Source organism: Arthrobacter liuii (assembly GCF_014639275.1).
GTDB classification, from domain to species: domain Bacteria; phylum Actinomycetota; class Actinomycetes; order Actinomycetales; family Micrococcaceae; genus Arthrobacter; species Arthrobacter liuii.
Window position 1 is genome coordinate 13,994 of record NZ_BMFW01000004.1, and the last position, 14,960, is coordinate 28,953.

Annotated in this window: 16 protein-coding genes and 1 tRNA gene; 12 read left to right on the top strand and 5 right to left on the bottom strand. The window is 67.4% G+C overall.

The window, feature by feature from the left end; all coding sequences use genetic code 11:
* Positions 1-4 precede the first annotated feature (4 nt).
* From IEW19_RS05890 to IEW19_RS05900, 3 genes are all read left to right on the top strand, one after another.
* On the top strand, positions 5-259 hold the full coding sequence (locus IEW19_RS05890; RefSeq protein ID WP_188570752.1) for a hypothetical protein: 255 nt from the start codon (positions 5-7) through the stop codon (positions 257-259).
* 167 nt (positions 260-426) lie between these two features.
* Positions 427-508 (top strand) — tRNA-Tyr (locus IEW19_RS05895).
* Positions 509-671: 163 nt separating this feature from the next.
* On the top strand, positions 672-1,097 hold the full coding sequence (locus IEW19_RS05900) for a CBS domain-containing protein (protein WP_188570753.1): 426 nt from the start codon (positions 672-674) through the stop codon (positions 1,095-1,097).
* 82 nt (positions 1,098-1,179) lie between these two features.
* Here the strand turns inward: IEW19_RS05900 and IEW19_RS05905 are convergent, their stop codons facing one another.
* Positions 1,180-2,175: a LysM peptidoglycan-binding domain-containing protein gene (locus IEW19_RS05905; protein ID WP_188570754.1), complete on the bottom strand. Its 996-nt coding sequence runs from the start codon at positions 2,173-2,175 to the stop codon at positions 1,180-1,182.
* 500 nt (positions 2,176-2,675) lie between these two features.
* On the opposite strand from IEW19_RS05905, the gene IEW19_RS05910 reads away from it, so the two are divergent.
* A complete protein-coding gene (locus tag IEW19_RS05910) occupies positions 2,676-3,230 on the top strand; it encodes an acyl-CoA thioesterase (protein WP_188570755.1) in 555 nt (184 codons plus the stop codon).
* 94 nt (positions 3,231-3,324) lie between these two features.
* Positions 3,325-3,762, top strand: a complete 438-nt coding sequence (locus tag IEW19_RS05915) for a thioredoxin family protein (protein ID WP_188570756.1) — start codon at positions 3,325-3,327, stop codon at positions 3,760-3,762.
* Between the two features lie 63 nt (positions 3,763-3,825).
* Here the strand turns inward: IEW19_RS05915 and IEW19_RS05920 are convergent, their stop codons facing one another.
* Positions 3,826-4,104 (bottom strand): putative quinol monooxygenase, encoded by a 279-nt coding sequence (locus tag IEW19_RS05920; protein WP_188570757.1) that lies wholly within the window; start codon positions 4,102-4,104, stop codon positions 3,826-3,828.
* Between the two features lie 102 nt (positions 4,105-4,206).
* On the opposite strand from IEW19_RS05920, the gene IEW19_RS05925 reads away from it, so the two are divergent.
* Complete coding sequence (locus IEW19_RS05925) at positions 4,207-5,883, top strand: AMP-binding protein (protein WP_188570758.1); 1,677 nt, start codon at positions 4,207-4,209, stop codon at positions 5,881-5,883.
* 134 nt (positions 5,884-6,017) lie between these two features.
* On the opposite strand, the gene IEW19_RS05930 is transcribed toward IEW19_RS05925, so the two are convergent.
* On the bottom strand, positions 6,018-6,623 hold the full coding sequence (locus IEW19_RS05930; RefSeq protein WP_188570759.1) for a hypothetical protein: 606 nt from the start codon (positions 6,621-6,623) through the stop codon (positions 6,018-6,020).
* Between the two features lie 108 nt (positions 6,624-6,731).
* A complete protein-coding gene (locus IEW19_RS05935; RefSeq protein ID WP_188570760.1) occupies positions 6,732-7,715 on the bottom strand; it encodes a DNA-3-methyladenine glycosylase family protein in 984 nt (327 codons plus the stop codon).
* A 152-nt stretch (positions 7,716-7,867) separates the two neighbouring features.
* On the opposite strand from IEW19_RS05935, the gene IEW19_RS05940 reads away from it, so the two are divergent.
* A complete protein-coding gene (locus IEW19_RS05940; RefSeq protein WP_188570761.1) occupies positions 7,868-8,272 on the top strand; it encodes a VOC family protein in 405 nt (134 codons plus the stop codon).
* Between the two features lie 26 nt (positions 8,273-8,298).
* Here IEW19_RS05940 and IEW19_RS05945 read toward each other — a convergent pair whose 3' ends face one another.
* Positions 8,299-9,486: an ArsB/NhaD family transporter gene (locus IEW19_RS05945; RefSeq protein WP_188570762.1), complete on the bottom strand. Its 1,188-nt coding sequence runs from the start codon at positions 9,484-9,486 to the stop codon at positions 8,299-8,301.
* 59 nt (positions 9,487-9,545) lie between these two features.
* On the opposite strand from IEW19_RS05945, the gene IEW19_RS05950 reads away from it, so the two are divergent.
* The 5 genes from IEW19_RS05950 to IEW19_RS05970 all read left to right on the top strand — a co-directional run bounded on the left by IEW19_RS05950 (position 9,546) and on the right by IEW19_RS05970 (position 14,919).
* Complete coding sequence (locus IEW19_RS05950) at positions 9,546-10,931, top strand: cystathionine beta-synthase (RefSeq protein WP_188570763.1); 1,386 nt, start codon at positions 9,546-9,548, stop codon at positions 10,929-10,931.
* 26 nt (positions 10,932-10,957) lie between these two features.
* Positions 10,958-12,121 (top strand): cystathionine gamma-synthase, encoded by a 1,164-nt coding sequence (locus tag IEW19_RS05955; RefSeq protein ID WP_188570764.1) that lies wholly within the window; start codon positions 10,958-10,960, stop codon positions 12,119-12,121.
* A 110-nt stretch (positions 12,122-12,231) separates the two neighbouring features.
* Positions 12,232-12,738: a winged helix-turn-helix transcriptional regulator gene (locus IEW19_RS05960; RefSeq protein WP_188570765.1), complete on the top strand. Its 507-nt coding sequence runs from the start codon at positions 12,232-12,234 to the stop codon at positions 12,736-12,738.
* Positions 12,735-14,111, top strand: coding sequence for an MFS transporter (locus IEW19_RS05965; protein WP_188570766.1), 1,377 nt, complete (start codon positions 12,735-12,737; stop codon positions 14,109-14,111). Before IEW19_RS05960 ends, IEW19_RS05965 begins: the two co-directional genes overlap by 4 nt.
* Before the next feature lie 37 nt (positions 14,112-14,148).
* Complete coding sequence (locus IEW19_RS05970; RefSeq protein ID WP_188570767.1) at positions 14,149-14,919, top strand: SDR family oxidoreductase; 771 nt, start codon at positions 14,149-14,151, stop codon at positions 14,917-14,919.
* The last annotated feature ends 41 nt before the right edge of the window (positions 14,920-14,960 follow it).

The following is a 14,960-nucleotide window of genomic DNA, read 5'->3' on the forward strand; positions in this document are numbered from 1 at the left end:
CACCATGCACCGCAGAGCCGCCCGTTACGTCACCCGGACCACATCAGCAGCAGCCGGGGCGGTGGCAACAGCAGCAACCTCCGTAGCGGCGGCAGCGGTGGCCGCCTCCATCATCTTCAGCCCGGTGGCGGACTCGTCCTCCCGGATGGATGGGGTACGGGCAGACCTCCAGCGCGCGGTGCAGTTGAACCAGATCACCGCGGAGCAGGCAGTCAGCTTCGAGGCCAAGCTGGCGGGAAGGATCCTGGGGGAGGCGTAAAAACCTGGTTTTTCGAGCCCCGCTGGCGGCTTTCCTGGCAGCGCGCGGCCCGATTCGATTCTTCGCCGGAAGTTCTGTAAAGTTGTCTTGCCCGCGGTTACTGAAGCGGAACGGACCGGAAACGGACGCTCCGCAGACTGCATCAGCGGGTACTTCTTTTGAAGTTCGGCAGATTACCCGAGCGGCCAAAGGGGGCTGACTGTAAATCAGCTGGCAACGCCTACGGGGGTTCGAATCCCTCATCTGCCACCCAAGGAAAGCCTCCGGAACCACCAGGTTCCGGAGGCTTTTTCGTTGCTGCTGGAGGTCTCCGTCCGCCGTCGACACCATGATGGGGCGGGCGTAATCTGGCAGCATCGGCGCATGCGCCCGATGCCCTGCGTCGATATTTCCATCGATGAAGGAGGACTCAATGAGTGCTGTACGTGAATTCATGACCACTGATGCGCGATGCATCGGGGAGAACGAGTCCCTCGCGGACGCGGCCCGGATGATGGTGGACCTCGACTGCGGAGCGCTTCCCATCTGTGGTGACGACGGTAAGTTGAAGGGCATGATCACCGACCGCGACATCGTGCTCAAGTGCGTCGCCGCCGGCCGCGACCCGGGCCAGATGATGGCCCGCGACCTCGCCTCCGGCAAGCCGCATTGCATTGACGCCGACGCCAACGTTGATGCAGCCATCGACATGATGGAGAAGCACCAGATCCGCCGGCTCCCGGTGATCTCGGACCACAGGCTGGTGGGCATCATCAGCCAGGGTGACATTGCGCGCAACTACTCAGAGCAGCGTGTGGGCGAACTGGTGGAACACATCTCAGTACGCCACGGGATGTAGCCGGCGGCGCATCATGGCCTTGTCCGCGGACCCAACCCTTGAGGGTCCGGACCCGCGGACAAGCCTGGGAGCTTCAACGGTTTTAGTTCAGTGCAACCAGGAGCATGGTGCTGGTCCCCGGAATGCAGGTCTGCAGGATCGCCCGGGGGAATCCGCCGAAAACGGAGATGACGTCATTGGTGGTTCCGGGATTTGGCACTGTGCCGCGCCCGGTCACCGTGAAGGTTCCGTAGCCCGGGATGCTCACCGTCTCGCCCACTCCGATCCCGGAGAACCGGGCCCACCCCCCGCAGAAATCATGCTCGGTGATGAACAGCGAGTAGCCGTCATTGGGGGTGTAGTGGATGGGCCCGATGCAGGCGTCCACCATGGACTGGCCGCCGGACCCGGCAACGTAGATGGTGCGCACTGCAGGTGCGGCGGGCACAGCCGCGGGAGCCGGCGCCGGCGCGGACGCAGGTGCCGCGGCGGGCGCAGGGGCAGGAGCAGGAGCGGCAACCGGGGCAGGGGCGGCTACGGCCATCGCCGGCCCGGTCAGCAGGAGCGTCTGGCCCGGGTAAATGGTGCTGTAGGCGCTTAGTCCGTTGGCCGCGAGCATGGCGTTCATGTCCACGCCATGGCCGGCGGCGATCGCACCCACGGTATCGCCGGGCACCACCGTGTAGAGGTTCGGGTCGCCCGCTGGCGCCGGTTCGGGGGCAGCCGGGGCGGAAGCGGGCTCGGCCGGGGGAGCGGGCGCCGGCTCTGCCGCAGGAGCCGGCGCCTGTGCTGCGACGGCAGGTCCGGAATCCGTTGGGCCCGCAGGCTCCGCTGCGGCGGCTGGCTCGGCTGCGGTGCTGGGCGCCGGCGGTGGGGCGGCCTCTGCGACCTGGGCTGCCGCCGTCGTGCTTCCGTTGAGCGAAACGGGGGGAGCTGCAAGCGCGCCCACGCCCACTGCTGCCACCACTGCGGCGGTGGCCATCCCGGCCCAGAGCAAGTTGCTGATGACCGGCCTGCCGGTGCTGAGGTCTGTGCGGGGTTCGTCGGTGGCGAAGCTTCTGCTCTCGCCGTCAGGGGAAGTGAAGTACGTCTGGTTCATGGGTGGCCCATCAGGGTTCGGTCCAGCCAGGCAGTACAAAGCACGCCAGGACACGGGACGGATCAAGATGTCATTGCGCCGCCGCCCCCGGCGGAAGCCGGGGCCGCGGACGGCGCAGGTTGGAGGCAGCCGCACACCCAGAAAATGCGAAGCTCCGCGATAAGGCAGTGAGCTCCCGGAAGCCACCCGGGGAAACCTGCCAGTGCGTGTTTGGTCCTAGGAATCCCGAGTCTAGGAATCACGCCAAGGCGGGGGCACCAGTAGGGATTACCCGAGTTTTACCGCCCGGTACTCGCCGGCCGCGGGCCGTCTACTCAAGCCCGGGCGCCCCAATACTTGCCCGCCGGCCCTCTTCCAAGGCGGTGACGGCCCCTTGGCGCCAGGCTACAGCGGCACCACGCCGAGTAAGGCGATGCCGCTCATCATCAGGGCTGTGGCCACCAGCCGCCCGGACCGGTGCCAGCAGGCGGGACGATGTTACCCGCGGGTAGCATTGGCTCATGCACCTGCTCCTGAGAACCCTGCTCATGCTCTTCCGCTCCGCCCGGCGTCCGCCGCTGTCGGTGTGGGAGCCGTCGTCGCTGCCGCTGCGCGTCCTGCCGACGGACATCGACATCGCCATGCACGTCAACAACGGGATGTACCTGTCCCTGATGGACCTGGGCCGGTTCGACCTGATGGTGCGCAGCGGCGTCTGGAAGCGGATGCGCCGCCGCGGCTGGAGCCCGGTGGTGTCGGCGGAGACCATCGCCTTCCGCAAGTCCCTGCAGCTATGGCAGGAGTACGCCATCGAGACCCGCATCATCGGGCTGGACACCAAGGCGATCTTCTTTGAGCAGCGCATGGTGGCCGACGGCGAGATTTACGCACGTGCCTACATTGCCACCCGGCTGGTCACCAAGGCAGGTCCGGTCAGCCAGGAGGACATCGTGGCGGAGTTCGGAGCCCCGCCGGCGGACCTGGTCCTTCCCGAATGGATCCACGAGTGGCGCGCTTCCAGCGCCCTGCCCGGCAGCCGCACAGCCGCTCCGCACCAGTGGGACGCCAACCGCTGAAACCCGCGTGCCGGCGTCGTACTCCCCGCTATTCCCAATGACGCGGGGAGCGAACAGGCGCGACAGGCAGGTCAGGGGCGCGTACCGTGGACACATGGCTACCCTTGACATCACAGGTGAAAAGTTCGCATCGACGATCGAAGGAAATGACATTGTCCTGGTCGATTTCTGGGCAGAATGGTGCGGCCCCTGCAAGCAGTTCGGCCCCACGTACTCAACCGTCTCCGAGAAGCACTCGGACGTCCTCTTCACCAAGGTGGACACTGAAGCAGAGCAGCAGCTCGCCGCGGAGGCGGGCATCACCTCCATCCCCACGCTCATGGCCTTCCGCGAAAAGGTGCTGGTATTCTCCCAGCCCGGCGCGCTGAACGCCCAGCAGCTGGAACAGGTGGTGGACGCAGTGAAGGCGCTGGACATGGAGGAAGTCCACGCCCATGTGGCCCGCCAGCAGGAGGAAGCAGCCGCAGCGGCAGGCAACCCCGCCAGCCCGCAGGCCGGTCCCCAGGACGGCACGCAGATCCCCGACTTCTAAAGCTGATTAACGAAAAATGCGGGACCACCGGTGGGTGGTCCCGCATTTTGCGTTAAGGCTGCGCTAGACGCGTTCCACCTTGACCGGTTCGGCCAGCAGTGCGCTCAGCGATTCGTTCAGGTCCTGCACGGCGGTGCCCTTGGAGTGCTTGTCCAGGTCCTCCTCGGACGCCCACTGCTCGGTCAGGACCAGCCTTTCCTCCGTGGCTTCGGTCAGCTCGTAACGGATGCAGCCCTGCTCCTTCACCACCTCATCGATCGCGATTTCCAGGGCCAGCTTGACGCGGTAAAACTCGCCGTCGTTGGGAATGAACGTTGCTATCAGGTCAATGGGTGCACTCATGGATTTCACAATACCGGCCCCCGCAGCGCCGCCCTGTAGTGTTGCGCCCGTTTCCCGCCGGTCTTCCTTCTCCTGCCGGGATCCTGTTGGTAGCGTGCCATCATGCGTGCTTATACAGCCGGGGACACTGACGTCCCGCTCCTCGAGGAAACCATTGGCGCGAACTTCGAGCGGGTGGCCGCCCGGTTCCCCCTCCATGACGCCCTGATCGAGGCCGCTCCTGTGCCGGGCGGCGACGCGCGCCGCTGGAGCTACACCAAGATGAACGACGACGTCGACCGGCTGGCGCGCGCGCTCCTCGCCTTGGGCGTCGCCAAGGGGGAGCGGGTGGGCATCTGGAGCCCCAACTGCGCCGAGTGGACGCTGCTGCAGTACGCCACCGCCAAAACCGGCGCCATCCTGGTCAACGTCAACCCGGCGTACCGCAGCCACGAACTCGAATTCGTGGTCAAGCAGAACGGCATGCGCATGCTGGTCACGGCGCCGTCGGACACCAACAGCGACTACGTCGCGATGGCACGCCAGGCACTCCTCACCTGCCCGGACCTGCGCGAGCTCGTCTTCCTGCCGGACCACGGCCTGGAAGCCCTGAAGTCCGGCAGTCCCCAAAGCGATGCTGAACTGACGTACGCCGAACTGCTCACCCGGGCGGACGGCGTCGGGCATCCGGTCCTGAAGGCCCGCATGGCCGAACTCCACCCGCACGACCCCATCAACCTGCAGTACACCTCCGGCACCACGGGATTCCCAAAAGGGGCCACGCTGACGCACCACAACATCCTGAACAACGGCTTCGCGATCGGTGAGCTGCTGGGCTACACCGAACATGACCGGGTGGTCATTCCGGTGCCGTTCTACCACTGCTTCGGGATGGTAATCGGCAACCTCAACGCCCTCAGCCACGGCGCCGCCACCATCATTCCGGGGCGTGGCTTCTCGCCGGCGGCCGCGCTTGAGGCGGTGCAGGACTTTGCCGGGACTTCCCTGTACGGGGTGCCCACCATGTTCATCGCAGAACTTGCCCTGCCCGATTTCGGCTCCTACGACCTGTCCACGCTCCGCACCGGCGTGATGGCCGGTTCACTGTGCCCCATCGAGGTGATGAACCGGGTGATTTCGGAGATGAACATGGTGGACGTGGCCATTTGCTACGGCATGACTGAAACCTCGCCCGTATCCACCATGACGCGGAAGGGGGACACGCTCCAGCAGCGAACCGAGACCGTGGGCCGGACCATGCCGCAGCTGGAAAGCCGGATCGTGGACCCGGCTACGGGGGAGGAACTGGAGCGCGGGCAGATCGGTGAGCTCTGCACCCGGGGCTATGCCGTGATGGCAGGGTACTGGAACCAGCCGGAGAAGACTGCCGAAGCGATCGACGCCGACGGGTGGATGCACACCGGGGACCTTGCCTGGATGGACGACGACGGGTACGTCGTGGTGGAAGGCCGGATCAAGGACATGGTGATCCGCGGCGGCGAGAACATCTACCCCCGCGAGATCGAGGAGTTCCTGTACACGCATCCCGCCATCCAGGACGTGCAGGTGATCGGGGTCCCGGATCCCAAATACGGCGAGGAGCTGATGGCCTGCATTATCCTCAAACCGGGTGCGGCGCCGCTGGACGCGGCGGCGGTGGCCGAATACTGCCGGGGGCAACTGGCCCACTACAAGATCCCGCGCTATCTGGAGGTCCGCGAAAGTTTCCCCATGACCGTCTCCGGAAAGATCCGCAAAGTCCAGATGCGCGAGGAAGCGGTGGCCCGGCTGGGGCTGTGACTACCCGGGCTGCTGCACCAGGTCGAAGCGGACTTCCCCGTCGCAGATCGTGGTGATCCTGATGTTCCCCCAAATCAGTCCGGGCTCCAGCTTAAGCGAAGGGAGCCACAGGAGGCATGGGGAGAACTGCCCGACTAGTTCGTACGTCTGGATCCGGCTGGGCGGCGGGATGCCCGCACCGCCGCTGCTGCCATCAGGATCGCGGCGGCGAGCGCGGCGACGGCCAGGAGACCGCGCGAAGCACCTGGCGTGGGCGCCAAAGCACGGAAAGCCCCCCGCCGCGGACTGGCCTGACGCACCGTGGTGACTTCGTCCGGGGAAAGCTCCCAATCTGAGGGTGCGGGAAAGATTCCGGGCGGGAGCTGCTCCTCCCGGAGTTCGCGCCTGGCGGCGAGCCGCTCCCGGACCTCCTCGTTCGGGGCGGGCACAATCGCGTCGGCCGCCACGGCCGCGGGAAGGTCCACAATGTAGGGCTCACCGTAGAACGCTGAGGAAGCCACTGATTCCACCCAGGTGCCGGGTGGAGCCTTGATGCCCCTGCGGCTGAATTCGGACAACAGCAGGACCCGGATCTCGTCCAGGCCCTTGCCCTCAGCGTCCCGCGTAACCTCGAAGATGGCCAGCTGGAGCTGCAGCTTCTCGTCCGCGGCAGGGTCCGTGGCGGCGGGGTCCTGCCCGGTGGGATCGACGTCCAGAGGCTCCCTGCGGGCCTGGTTCCTGCTGCCTGGATTGGAGCTCATGGGGATCCTTTCGGTCATGGTTCAGCCGTCCGGCTGGCTGGACGCCCTTATTGGAGCCGTACCCATTGCTGCCAGGATCAAGCGTTTCTTTCCTGGGAACCCGGGACTTCAGTGCCTGCGGTGGTCCTGGATGGTCATCCGCGGTCCGAAGGTGGGTTTGCGGAAGCCGGTGCCCTGGATCATCCGGACCACACGCTGCCGGTGCCCCCGCCAGGGTTCCAGCAGCCGGAGCATCCCGGCGTCGTCCGTCCGGCGGCCGGTGAGTGCCGCGCCCACGTACGCCGCAAGGTGGTAGTCGCCCACCGAGATCGAGTCCGGGCAGCCGTGGGTGCGCTGCACCACCTCGGCGGCGGTCCAGGCCCCGATGCCTGGAATGACCTGCATCTTTTCCGCCGCCTGGGCGGCCGGCAGTGTGGCGAGGCGTTCAAGCGCGACGGCGGAGCGCAGCGCGCGCATGACAGTGGCCGAACGCTGGGGTCCCACCCCGGCCTTGTGCCACTCCCAACTGGGAACCTGCAGCCATTGCGCGGCCGTGGGTACCAGTACCAGGCCGGCCGGGGTGGACATTCCCGCCCGGGGCGCTGGTGTTCCATAGCGGTGCACCAGGTAGCGGTAGGCGCGCCGCGCCTCAATTACCGTCACCTTCTGCTCCAGGATGATCGGCACCAGTTGGTCCACCATGCGCCCGCTCGAAGGCAGCCGGACCGCCAGGCTGCGCCGCCGTGCCTCCCTGACCATGCGCGGCAGCGTGGCATGGAAGGCGGGTTCATCGAAGCCCCGCCAGTCGTCGTGGGCCCCCAACAGCCGGGGCGCTTCCTGCACCGCGGCTGCCGCGCCGGGCCCCCAGGCCTGGATGTCCACCAGCGGCCCGCCTGCTTCGCCGCCCGCCGGGACGAGCCGCATGGTTGCCGGGCCGGCCGGCGTGGTAAACGCAGTCCAAATGACGTCACCCTGGACGCTGAAGGAAGTATCGGTGTTGCCGGGCAGCAGCGGCGCAAGGGTGCGGGAAAGACTGTAGGGACCCTCCGGATACCACCGCATTGACACGTCCGCCGCCGCTGCCAGCCGAGGAGGTGCCGCTGCGATCGTCATGCCTTCCATCGTCCCACGGACCGCCGACAGCGGCGGGACCATAGGCCCTTCTGTGCTTCCCGCCCCCGGATTAGGATCACCGCGTGCGGTACCTGGGTGGCCGGCAATAACCAAAAGAAGCTGCAGACTTACAGAATTTCGGAGGGCAAACCATGGGTGGAGTAGTGCATTTCGAGATCCCCGCGGACGACCAGAAGCGGGCCAGGAAGTTCTACCAGGATGCGCTGGGCTGGCGGATAGAAGCGGTGCCGGGGATGGACTACAGCATGGTCATCACTACTGACATGGATGACGCCGGCCAGCCGGCGGCTCCGGGTGCCATTAACGGGGGAATGATGGCCAGGGAGGGCCAGATCACCAGCCCCGTGATCACCGTGGACGTTCCGGACATCAACGCCACGCTCAAGGCCGTGGAGGAGCTGGGCGGGTCCGTGGTCATGCCCAAGAACGAGATTCCGGGCATGGGCTTCACCGCCTACTTCAAGGATCCCGAGGGCAACGTGATGGGCCTCTGGGAAAATCTGCCCGCCGGCGAAGGACAGGGCGCAGGCAGCTGATCGGCAGCACGGCACGGAACGCCGCCTCAGGGCATGCCGGAAGACGCCCACAGCGCCAGGACGGCCAGCGGCACCGTCAGCGCCGCGGCCACCAGGCCCGCCGCCGCGAAGCCGCCCCACCGGATGGGGACGTTCAGCACCCGGAGCCGTTCATGCCACAGCAGCGTTGCCAGCGACGCCCACGGAGTGACCAGCGGGCCGAGGTTCACCCCGATGAGCAGGGCGGCAAGCCGGGCCGGTGATCCTGCCACCGGTTCCAGTGCCAGGTAGGCAGGGAGGTTGTTGGCGGCGTTGGCCGCGCCGGCACCCAGCCCGGCCAGCTGCAGGAGCGCAGGCAGGCTTTCGCCTGACCCGGCGACGCCTGCCAGCAGGGTGGTCAGGCCGTGGGCATGCAAGGTTTCCATCAGCATGAACAGGCCCACCGTCAGCATCAGCGGCCGCCAAGGGACCATGGACAACCGCAGGGCGGCGGGACGCCGGCGCACAAAGACCACCAGGAGGACTGCTGCGGCTGTGAGTGCCGGGTATTGGACCGGGACTCCGGACACGAGCGCCGGCAACAGGACCAGGAGTGTCACCGCGGCGGCCTTCAGCAGCGTGCGGTCGCGGACAGGATGGGCAGGCTGCGGGCCGTACGTCCCGCGGAGGTCCCGGCGGAACGCCAGCCACAGCAGGATGAGGGGGACCAGCACACCCACGACGGCGGGGGCCCACACCAGTCCCGCGAAGCGCCACGGGCTCAAGCCCAGCCGGTCCTGCGCCAGGAGGTTTGTCAGGTTGGAGACGGGCAGGAGCAGTGAAGCGGTGTTGGCCAGCCAGATGCTGGTCAGCGCAAACGGCAGCGGCGGGATCCGGGCGTGTACGGCCAGGAGGACCACCACAGGGGTGACCAGCACCGCCGTCGTGTCCAGGGACAGGAACACCGTGGACACCGCGGCCACCGCCACCACCAGGAGCCACAGCAGGAAGACCCGCCCCCGGCCCAGGGCGGCCAGCCGGTCCGTCACCGCCCGGAACAGCCCTGCCTCATCCACGAGTTCCGTGACCAGGGACATCGCCAGCACGAAGGCAAGGATGGGAATGGTGCGGGAAGCCAGTTCCCCGAAGGCGGGAAGGGGCAGGACACCCGATGCGAGGGTGGCCAGGCCTGCTGCAAGGGTTGCGCCGGGCAGCAGGAAACTGCGGGCTGCTTTCAGCCATGCGAACTGCTTCACCGGCTTATCCTCCCATCCCGGGCAGGGGACGCCGTGCAGTAAGCGGTAGCTTTGTACCTATGAAGTACGCCCAGTCCATCCTGGACCTCATCGGCAACACCCCGCTCATCAAACTCAACCACGTGACCGACGGCATCAAGGCCACCGTCCTGGTCAAGCTGGAGTACCTGAACCCTGGCGGATCCATCAAGGACCGCATCGCGGCGCAGATGATCGAGGATGCCGAACGCGACGGCAAGCTCAAGCCCGGCGGCACCATCGTGGAGCCCACCTCCGGCAACACCGGCGTGGGCCTGGCCCTGGTGGCGCAGCAAAAAGGCTACAAGTGCGTCTTCGTGGTCCCGGACAAGGTAGGCGAGGACAAGCGCGCCGTCCTGCAGGCCTACGGCGCGGAAGTGGTGGTCACGCCCACATCCGTGCCCCCGGACAGCCCGCAAAGCTACTACGGCGTCTCGGACCGGATCACCAGGGAGACGCCAGGCGCCTTCAAGCCAGACCAGTTCTCCAACCCTGCCGCCCCGGGCAGCCACTACAAGACCACCGGCCCCGAAATCTGGCGGGACACCGACGGCAAAGTCACCCACTGCGTCATCGGCGCCGGCACGGGGGGCACCATCACCGGCACCGGCCGGTACCTCAAGGAGGTTTCGGCTGACAGGCCGGAGTCCGACGGCGGGGTGGTCCGGATCATCGGCGCGGACCCTGAAGGTTCGGTCTACTCAGGCGGCACCGGGCGCCCTTACTTCGTTGAGGGCGTCGGGGAGGACATGTGGCCGGCGAACTACGACAAGACGGTCCCGGACCAGGTGATCGCCGTCAGCGACGCCGATTCCTTCGCCATGACCCGCCGCCTCGCAAGGGAAGAGGGGCTGCTGGTGGGCGGTTCCTCCGGGATGGCTGTAGTAGCCGCGCTGCAGGCGGCGAAGGACCTGCCGGAAAGCGCCGTCGTCGTGGTCATCCTGCCCGACTCGGGCCGCGGCTACCTGGCCAAGATCTTCAACGACCAGTGGATGCGCTCCTACGGTTTCCTCTCCGGCGGCGAGGAAACCTCCGTGGGGGAGGTCATCAAGTCCAAGAACGGCGAACTGCCGGACCTGGTGCACATCCACCCCAACGAGTCGGTCCGCGACGTCATCAACATCATGAACGAGTTCGGCGTCAGCCACATCCCGGTCCTCTCGCAGGAACCGCCCGTGGTCATGGGCGAGGTCCTGGGTGCCGTGGACGAGCGCACGCTGACCGCCAAGCTGTTCCGCGGCGAGGCCAAGCTGACGGATAAGATTTCCGAGCATATGGGCCCCAAGTTGCCCGTGATCGGATCGCTGGAAACCATCTCCGCCGCCAGGGAGCTGCTCTCCGACGCGGACACCCTGATGGTCACGTTCGTGGGCGCGCCCGTGGGCATCCTCACCCGGCACGACCTGCTGGCCTACCTCAGCAACTGATCTGCCTTACCCATGAAGGAGCACTCATGACTGCCTCTGAAAACCAGGGTTTCAACACCCGCGCCGTCCACGCCGGCCAGGCCTTCGAGCCCCGCACCGGAGCCGTGGTGCCGCCGCTGCACTTCAGCTCCACCTACGCCCAGGACGGCATCGGCGGCCTCCGCAGCGGGTATGAATACGGCCGCGGCGGCAACCCCACCAGGGACGCGCTGCAGGAACAACTCGCGGCGCTGGAACTGGGCACCCACGCCTACAGCTTCAGCTCCGGGCTCGCCGCGGAGGATGCCCTCATCCGCGCGCTCACCCGGCCCGGGGACCACATCGTGCTGGGCAATGACGCCTACGGCGGCACCTACCGGCTGATCAGCCGGGTGCTGGGGGACTGGGGGATCGGCAACACTCCGGTGGACATGGCCAACCTGGACAGGGTCCGCCATGCGGTGGCTGCGCACAAGACCCGGTTTGTGTGGGTGGAGACGCCGTCCAACCCGCTGATGAAGATCACCGACATCGTGGCGCTCGCCGACATCGCGCACGACGCCGGCGCCCTCCTGGTGGTCGACAACACCTTCGCGTCCCCGTACCTGCAGAACCCGCTCGCCCTGGGTGCCGACGTGGTGGTCCACTCCACCACCAAATACATTGGGGGCCACTCGGACGTAGTGGGCGGTGCCGTCATCGTCAAGGACGCGGAGCTGGCCGAGAAGATCGGCTTCGTCCAGTTCGCCGTGGGGGCCGTGTCCGGCCCCATGGACGCCTTCCTTACCACCCGGGGGCTGAAGACGCTCGGCGTGCGGATGGACCGGCACAGCCTCAACGGCCAAGCGGTGGCCGAGTGGCTGCTGGAGCGCCCTGAAGTGGAGGCCGTCCTGTATCCGGGCCTGCCCACCCACCCGGGCCACGAACTCGCAAAGAAGCAGATGCGGAGCTTCGGTGGCATGGTCTCGGTGCAGTTCAAGGGCGGTGAAGCGGCGGCCCGGAAGGTGGCAGAGTCCACCTCGGTGTTCACGCTGGCGGAGTCCCTGGGCGGCATCGAGTCCCTCATGAACTACCCCTCCGAGATGACCCACGCCTCGGTCAAGGGCACCGAGCTGGCCGTTCCGGTGAACCTGCTCCGACTCTCCTGCGGCATCGAGGACGTGGAAGACCTGCTCGCGGACCTGGACCAGGCCTTCTCCTCCATCCCGTAACCCTCCCGCGAGATGCCACTTAACGGCAGTGCCAGCCACCCGGACTGCCGTTAGATGCCATCTCGCGGAGGGCATGGCTTTCTTGAAGAAAGCCAGCTAGGGTTGGCGTCATGCCACTTCGATCCGACTGGTCCCAACGCAACTGCAGCATGGCGCGCGGCCTGGACATCCTGGGCGATCCCTGGTCCATCCTGGTCCTCCGCGAGGTCTTCTTCGGCAACGGACGCTTCGATGCCATGAGGAGCCGGCTGGAAGTGGCCGACTCGGTCCTCACCAAGCGGCTGGCAGGCCTGGTTGAGTCCGGGCTGCTGGCGAAGAAGGCGTACGACGACGGCGGCCGCACCCGCCAGGAGTACGTCCTCACTCCCAAGGGTGAAGACGCGCTCCCGGTCCTGAATGCCGTCACCATCTGGGCGGAAAAGCACCTGCCCGCCCCCTCGGATCAAGCCCACCTTTATGTCATCCACACCGGCTGCGGGAAACCCACCACCTCGGCGGACACCTGCACCGAATGCGGGGAACGGCTGTCCGCGGCCAACACCAGCTGGCACAGCCGGTCCAGGTCCGAGCATCCCATCCAGCTGTCCACCGCATCCGGGAAAGGAACCGCAGCGTGAGCTCCCTGCCGGAGAAAGCGGCCCAAGTCGCCGGGCCAACCGCAATCCTGCAGCCCCCGCCGGGCCGCCGCCTGCACCCCGCATGGATTGTCGCCGCCGTGGCGTTCCTGGCGCTCGTGGGAGCGGCCGGATTCCGGGCGGCCCCGGGTGTGCTCATGGTCCCGCTGCAGCAGGAGTTCGGCTGGTCCACCACGGTCCTTTCGGCGGCCGTCAGCATCAACCTGGTGCTTTTTGGGCTGACGGCGCCGTTTGCCGCCGCCCTGATGGAACGCTTCGGGGTCCGGGCCGTCACGGCAACCGCCCTGGTCCTGATCGGCATGGGCAGCGCGCTGACGGTGCTGGTGAACCAGTCCTGGCAGATCCTGCTCACCTGGGGGCTGCTGATAGGGCTCGGCACGGGCTCCATGGCGCTGGTCTTCGCCGCCACCGTCGCCAACACCTGGTTCACCAAGAGCCGCGGGCTGGTGATCGGCATCCTCACCGCCGGCAGCGCGGCCGGCCAGCTGGTCTTCCTGCCGTTCATCGCCCTGCTCGCGCAGGATCCCGGCTGGCGCCAAGCCTCCCTGTTGATCGCCGCCGGCGCCCTCGCCGTGGTTCCGCTGGTGTTGAAATTCCTTAAGAACTCGCCGGCCGACGTCGGCGTGCTGCCTTACGGGGCGGAGCCGGCGGACGCAGGAGCGCAGGAGCAGCGGGACGCTACCGCGGCGGTTCCGGAGGCAGGCCGGCGCGCAAACGCTGCCGTCCGCGCGCTGCAGGTGCTCCGCCGGGCCAGCAGGGTCCGGACCTTCTGGGCCCTGGCGGCCGGATTCGCGATCTGCGGGGCCACCACCAACGGCCTGATCGGCACCCACTTCATCCCCTCCGCGCACGACCACGGCATGCCCGAAACCACGGCTGCGGGACTGCTCGCCGTCGTCGGGATTTTCGACATCATCGGGACCATCGCCTCCGGCTGGCTGACCGACCGTTTCAACCCGCGCGTCCTGCTGGCCGTGTACTACCAGTTCCGCGGCATCGGGTTGCTGGTGCTGCCGCTGCTGCTGAACGCCGAGGTGCAGCCCAGCATGATCGTGTTCGTGGTGATCTACGGACTGGACTGGGTGGCCACCGTCCCACCCACGGCCGCCATCTGCCGCGAAACCTTCGGCGCGGACGGCAGCGTGGTCTTCGGGTGGGTGTTCGCAGCCCACCAGCTGGGCGCCGCTGTTGCCGCCATTGCCGCCGGAGCCCTCCGCGACGCCACAGGGCACTACACCTACGCGTGGTTCGGCGCGGCCGCCATGTGCACCATCGCCGCCGTCATCAGCGCCACCATCCGCCGGCACGGCGCACGGGGAACCAGGACAGGGGAAGCAGAGCCAGCCGCGGCCTGATCGGCGGCGGCCCCCGGGGCGCCGCTAGGCTGGTCGAATGGAATCCGTTGCACCCGCCCCTGCCCGTCCCGTTGCCCTGGTCACCGGCGTGGGGCGGCTGGCAAGCATCGGCGCGGGCATTTCCCGCCAGCTGGCCGCGGACGGCTGGGACTTGGTCCTGTCCTACTGGGCAGACTATGACGCCCGCATGGCGTGGGGGAGCGAACCCGAAGACGTGGTCCGCCTCACCGCCGAGCTGGAAGCCATTGGCGCCAAGGTCCATGTCCTTTCGGCCGATTTCCAGGACGCCGGCGTCCCGGACCGGCTCGTGGCCGAGGCCGCGCAGCTGGCCGGTCCGTTGCAGGGGCTGGTGCTCAGCCACGCCGAATCCGTCGATTCAGGGGTGCTGGACACCACCGTCGAATCCTTCGACCGGCACTTCGCCGTCAACACGCGTGCCAGCTGGCAGCTGATTGCCGCCTTCGCCCGGCAGGTAACGGACGACGGCGGCGCGATCGTTGCGCTGACCAGTGACCACACAGCGTTCAACCTTCCCTACGGCGCCTCGAAGGGAGCCCTGGACCGGATCGTGATCGCCGCGGCCCGGGAGCTGGGCCCGCAGGGGATCTCCGCAAACGTGCTGAACCCGGGTCCGGTGGATACGGGCTGGATGTCCGCTGACGTCCGTGAGGAACTCGCGGCCCAACAGCCCACCGGCCGCCTGGGCACCCCGGCGGACATTGCCGGGACCGTCGCCTTCCTGCTGTCGCCGGCCGGCCGCTGGGTATCCGGGCAACGGATCAAGGCCGACGGCGGCTTCTCGGCGTGATCCATCCCTGCCCGGCCCACCTTCCGCGCCGCCCCCTCCCC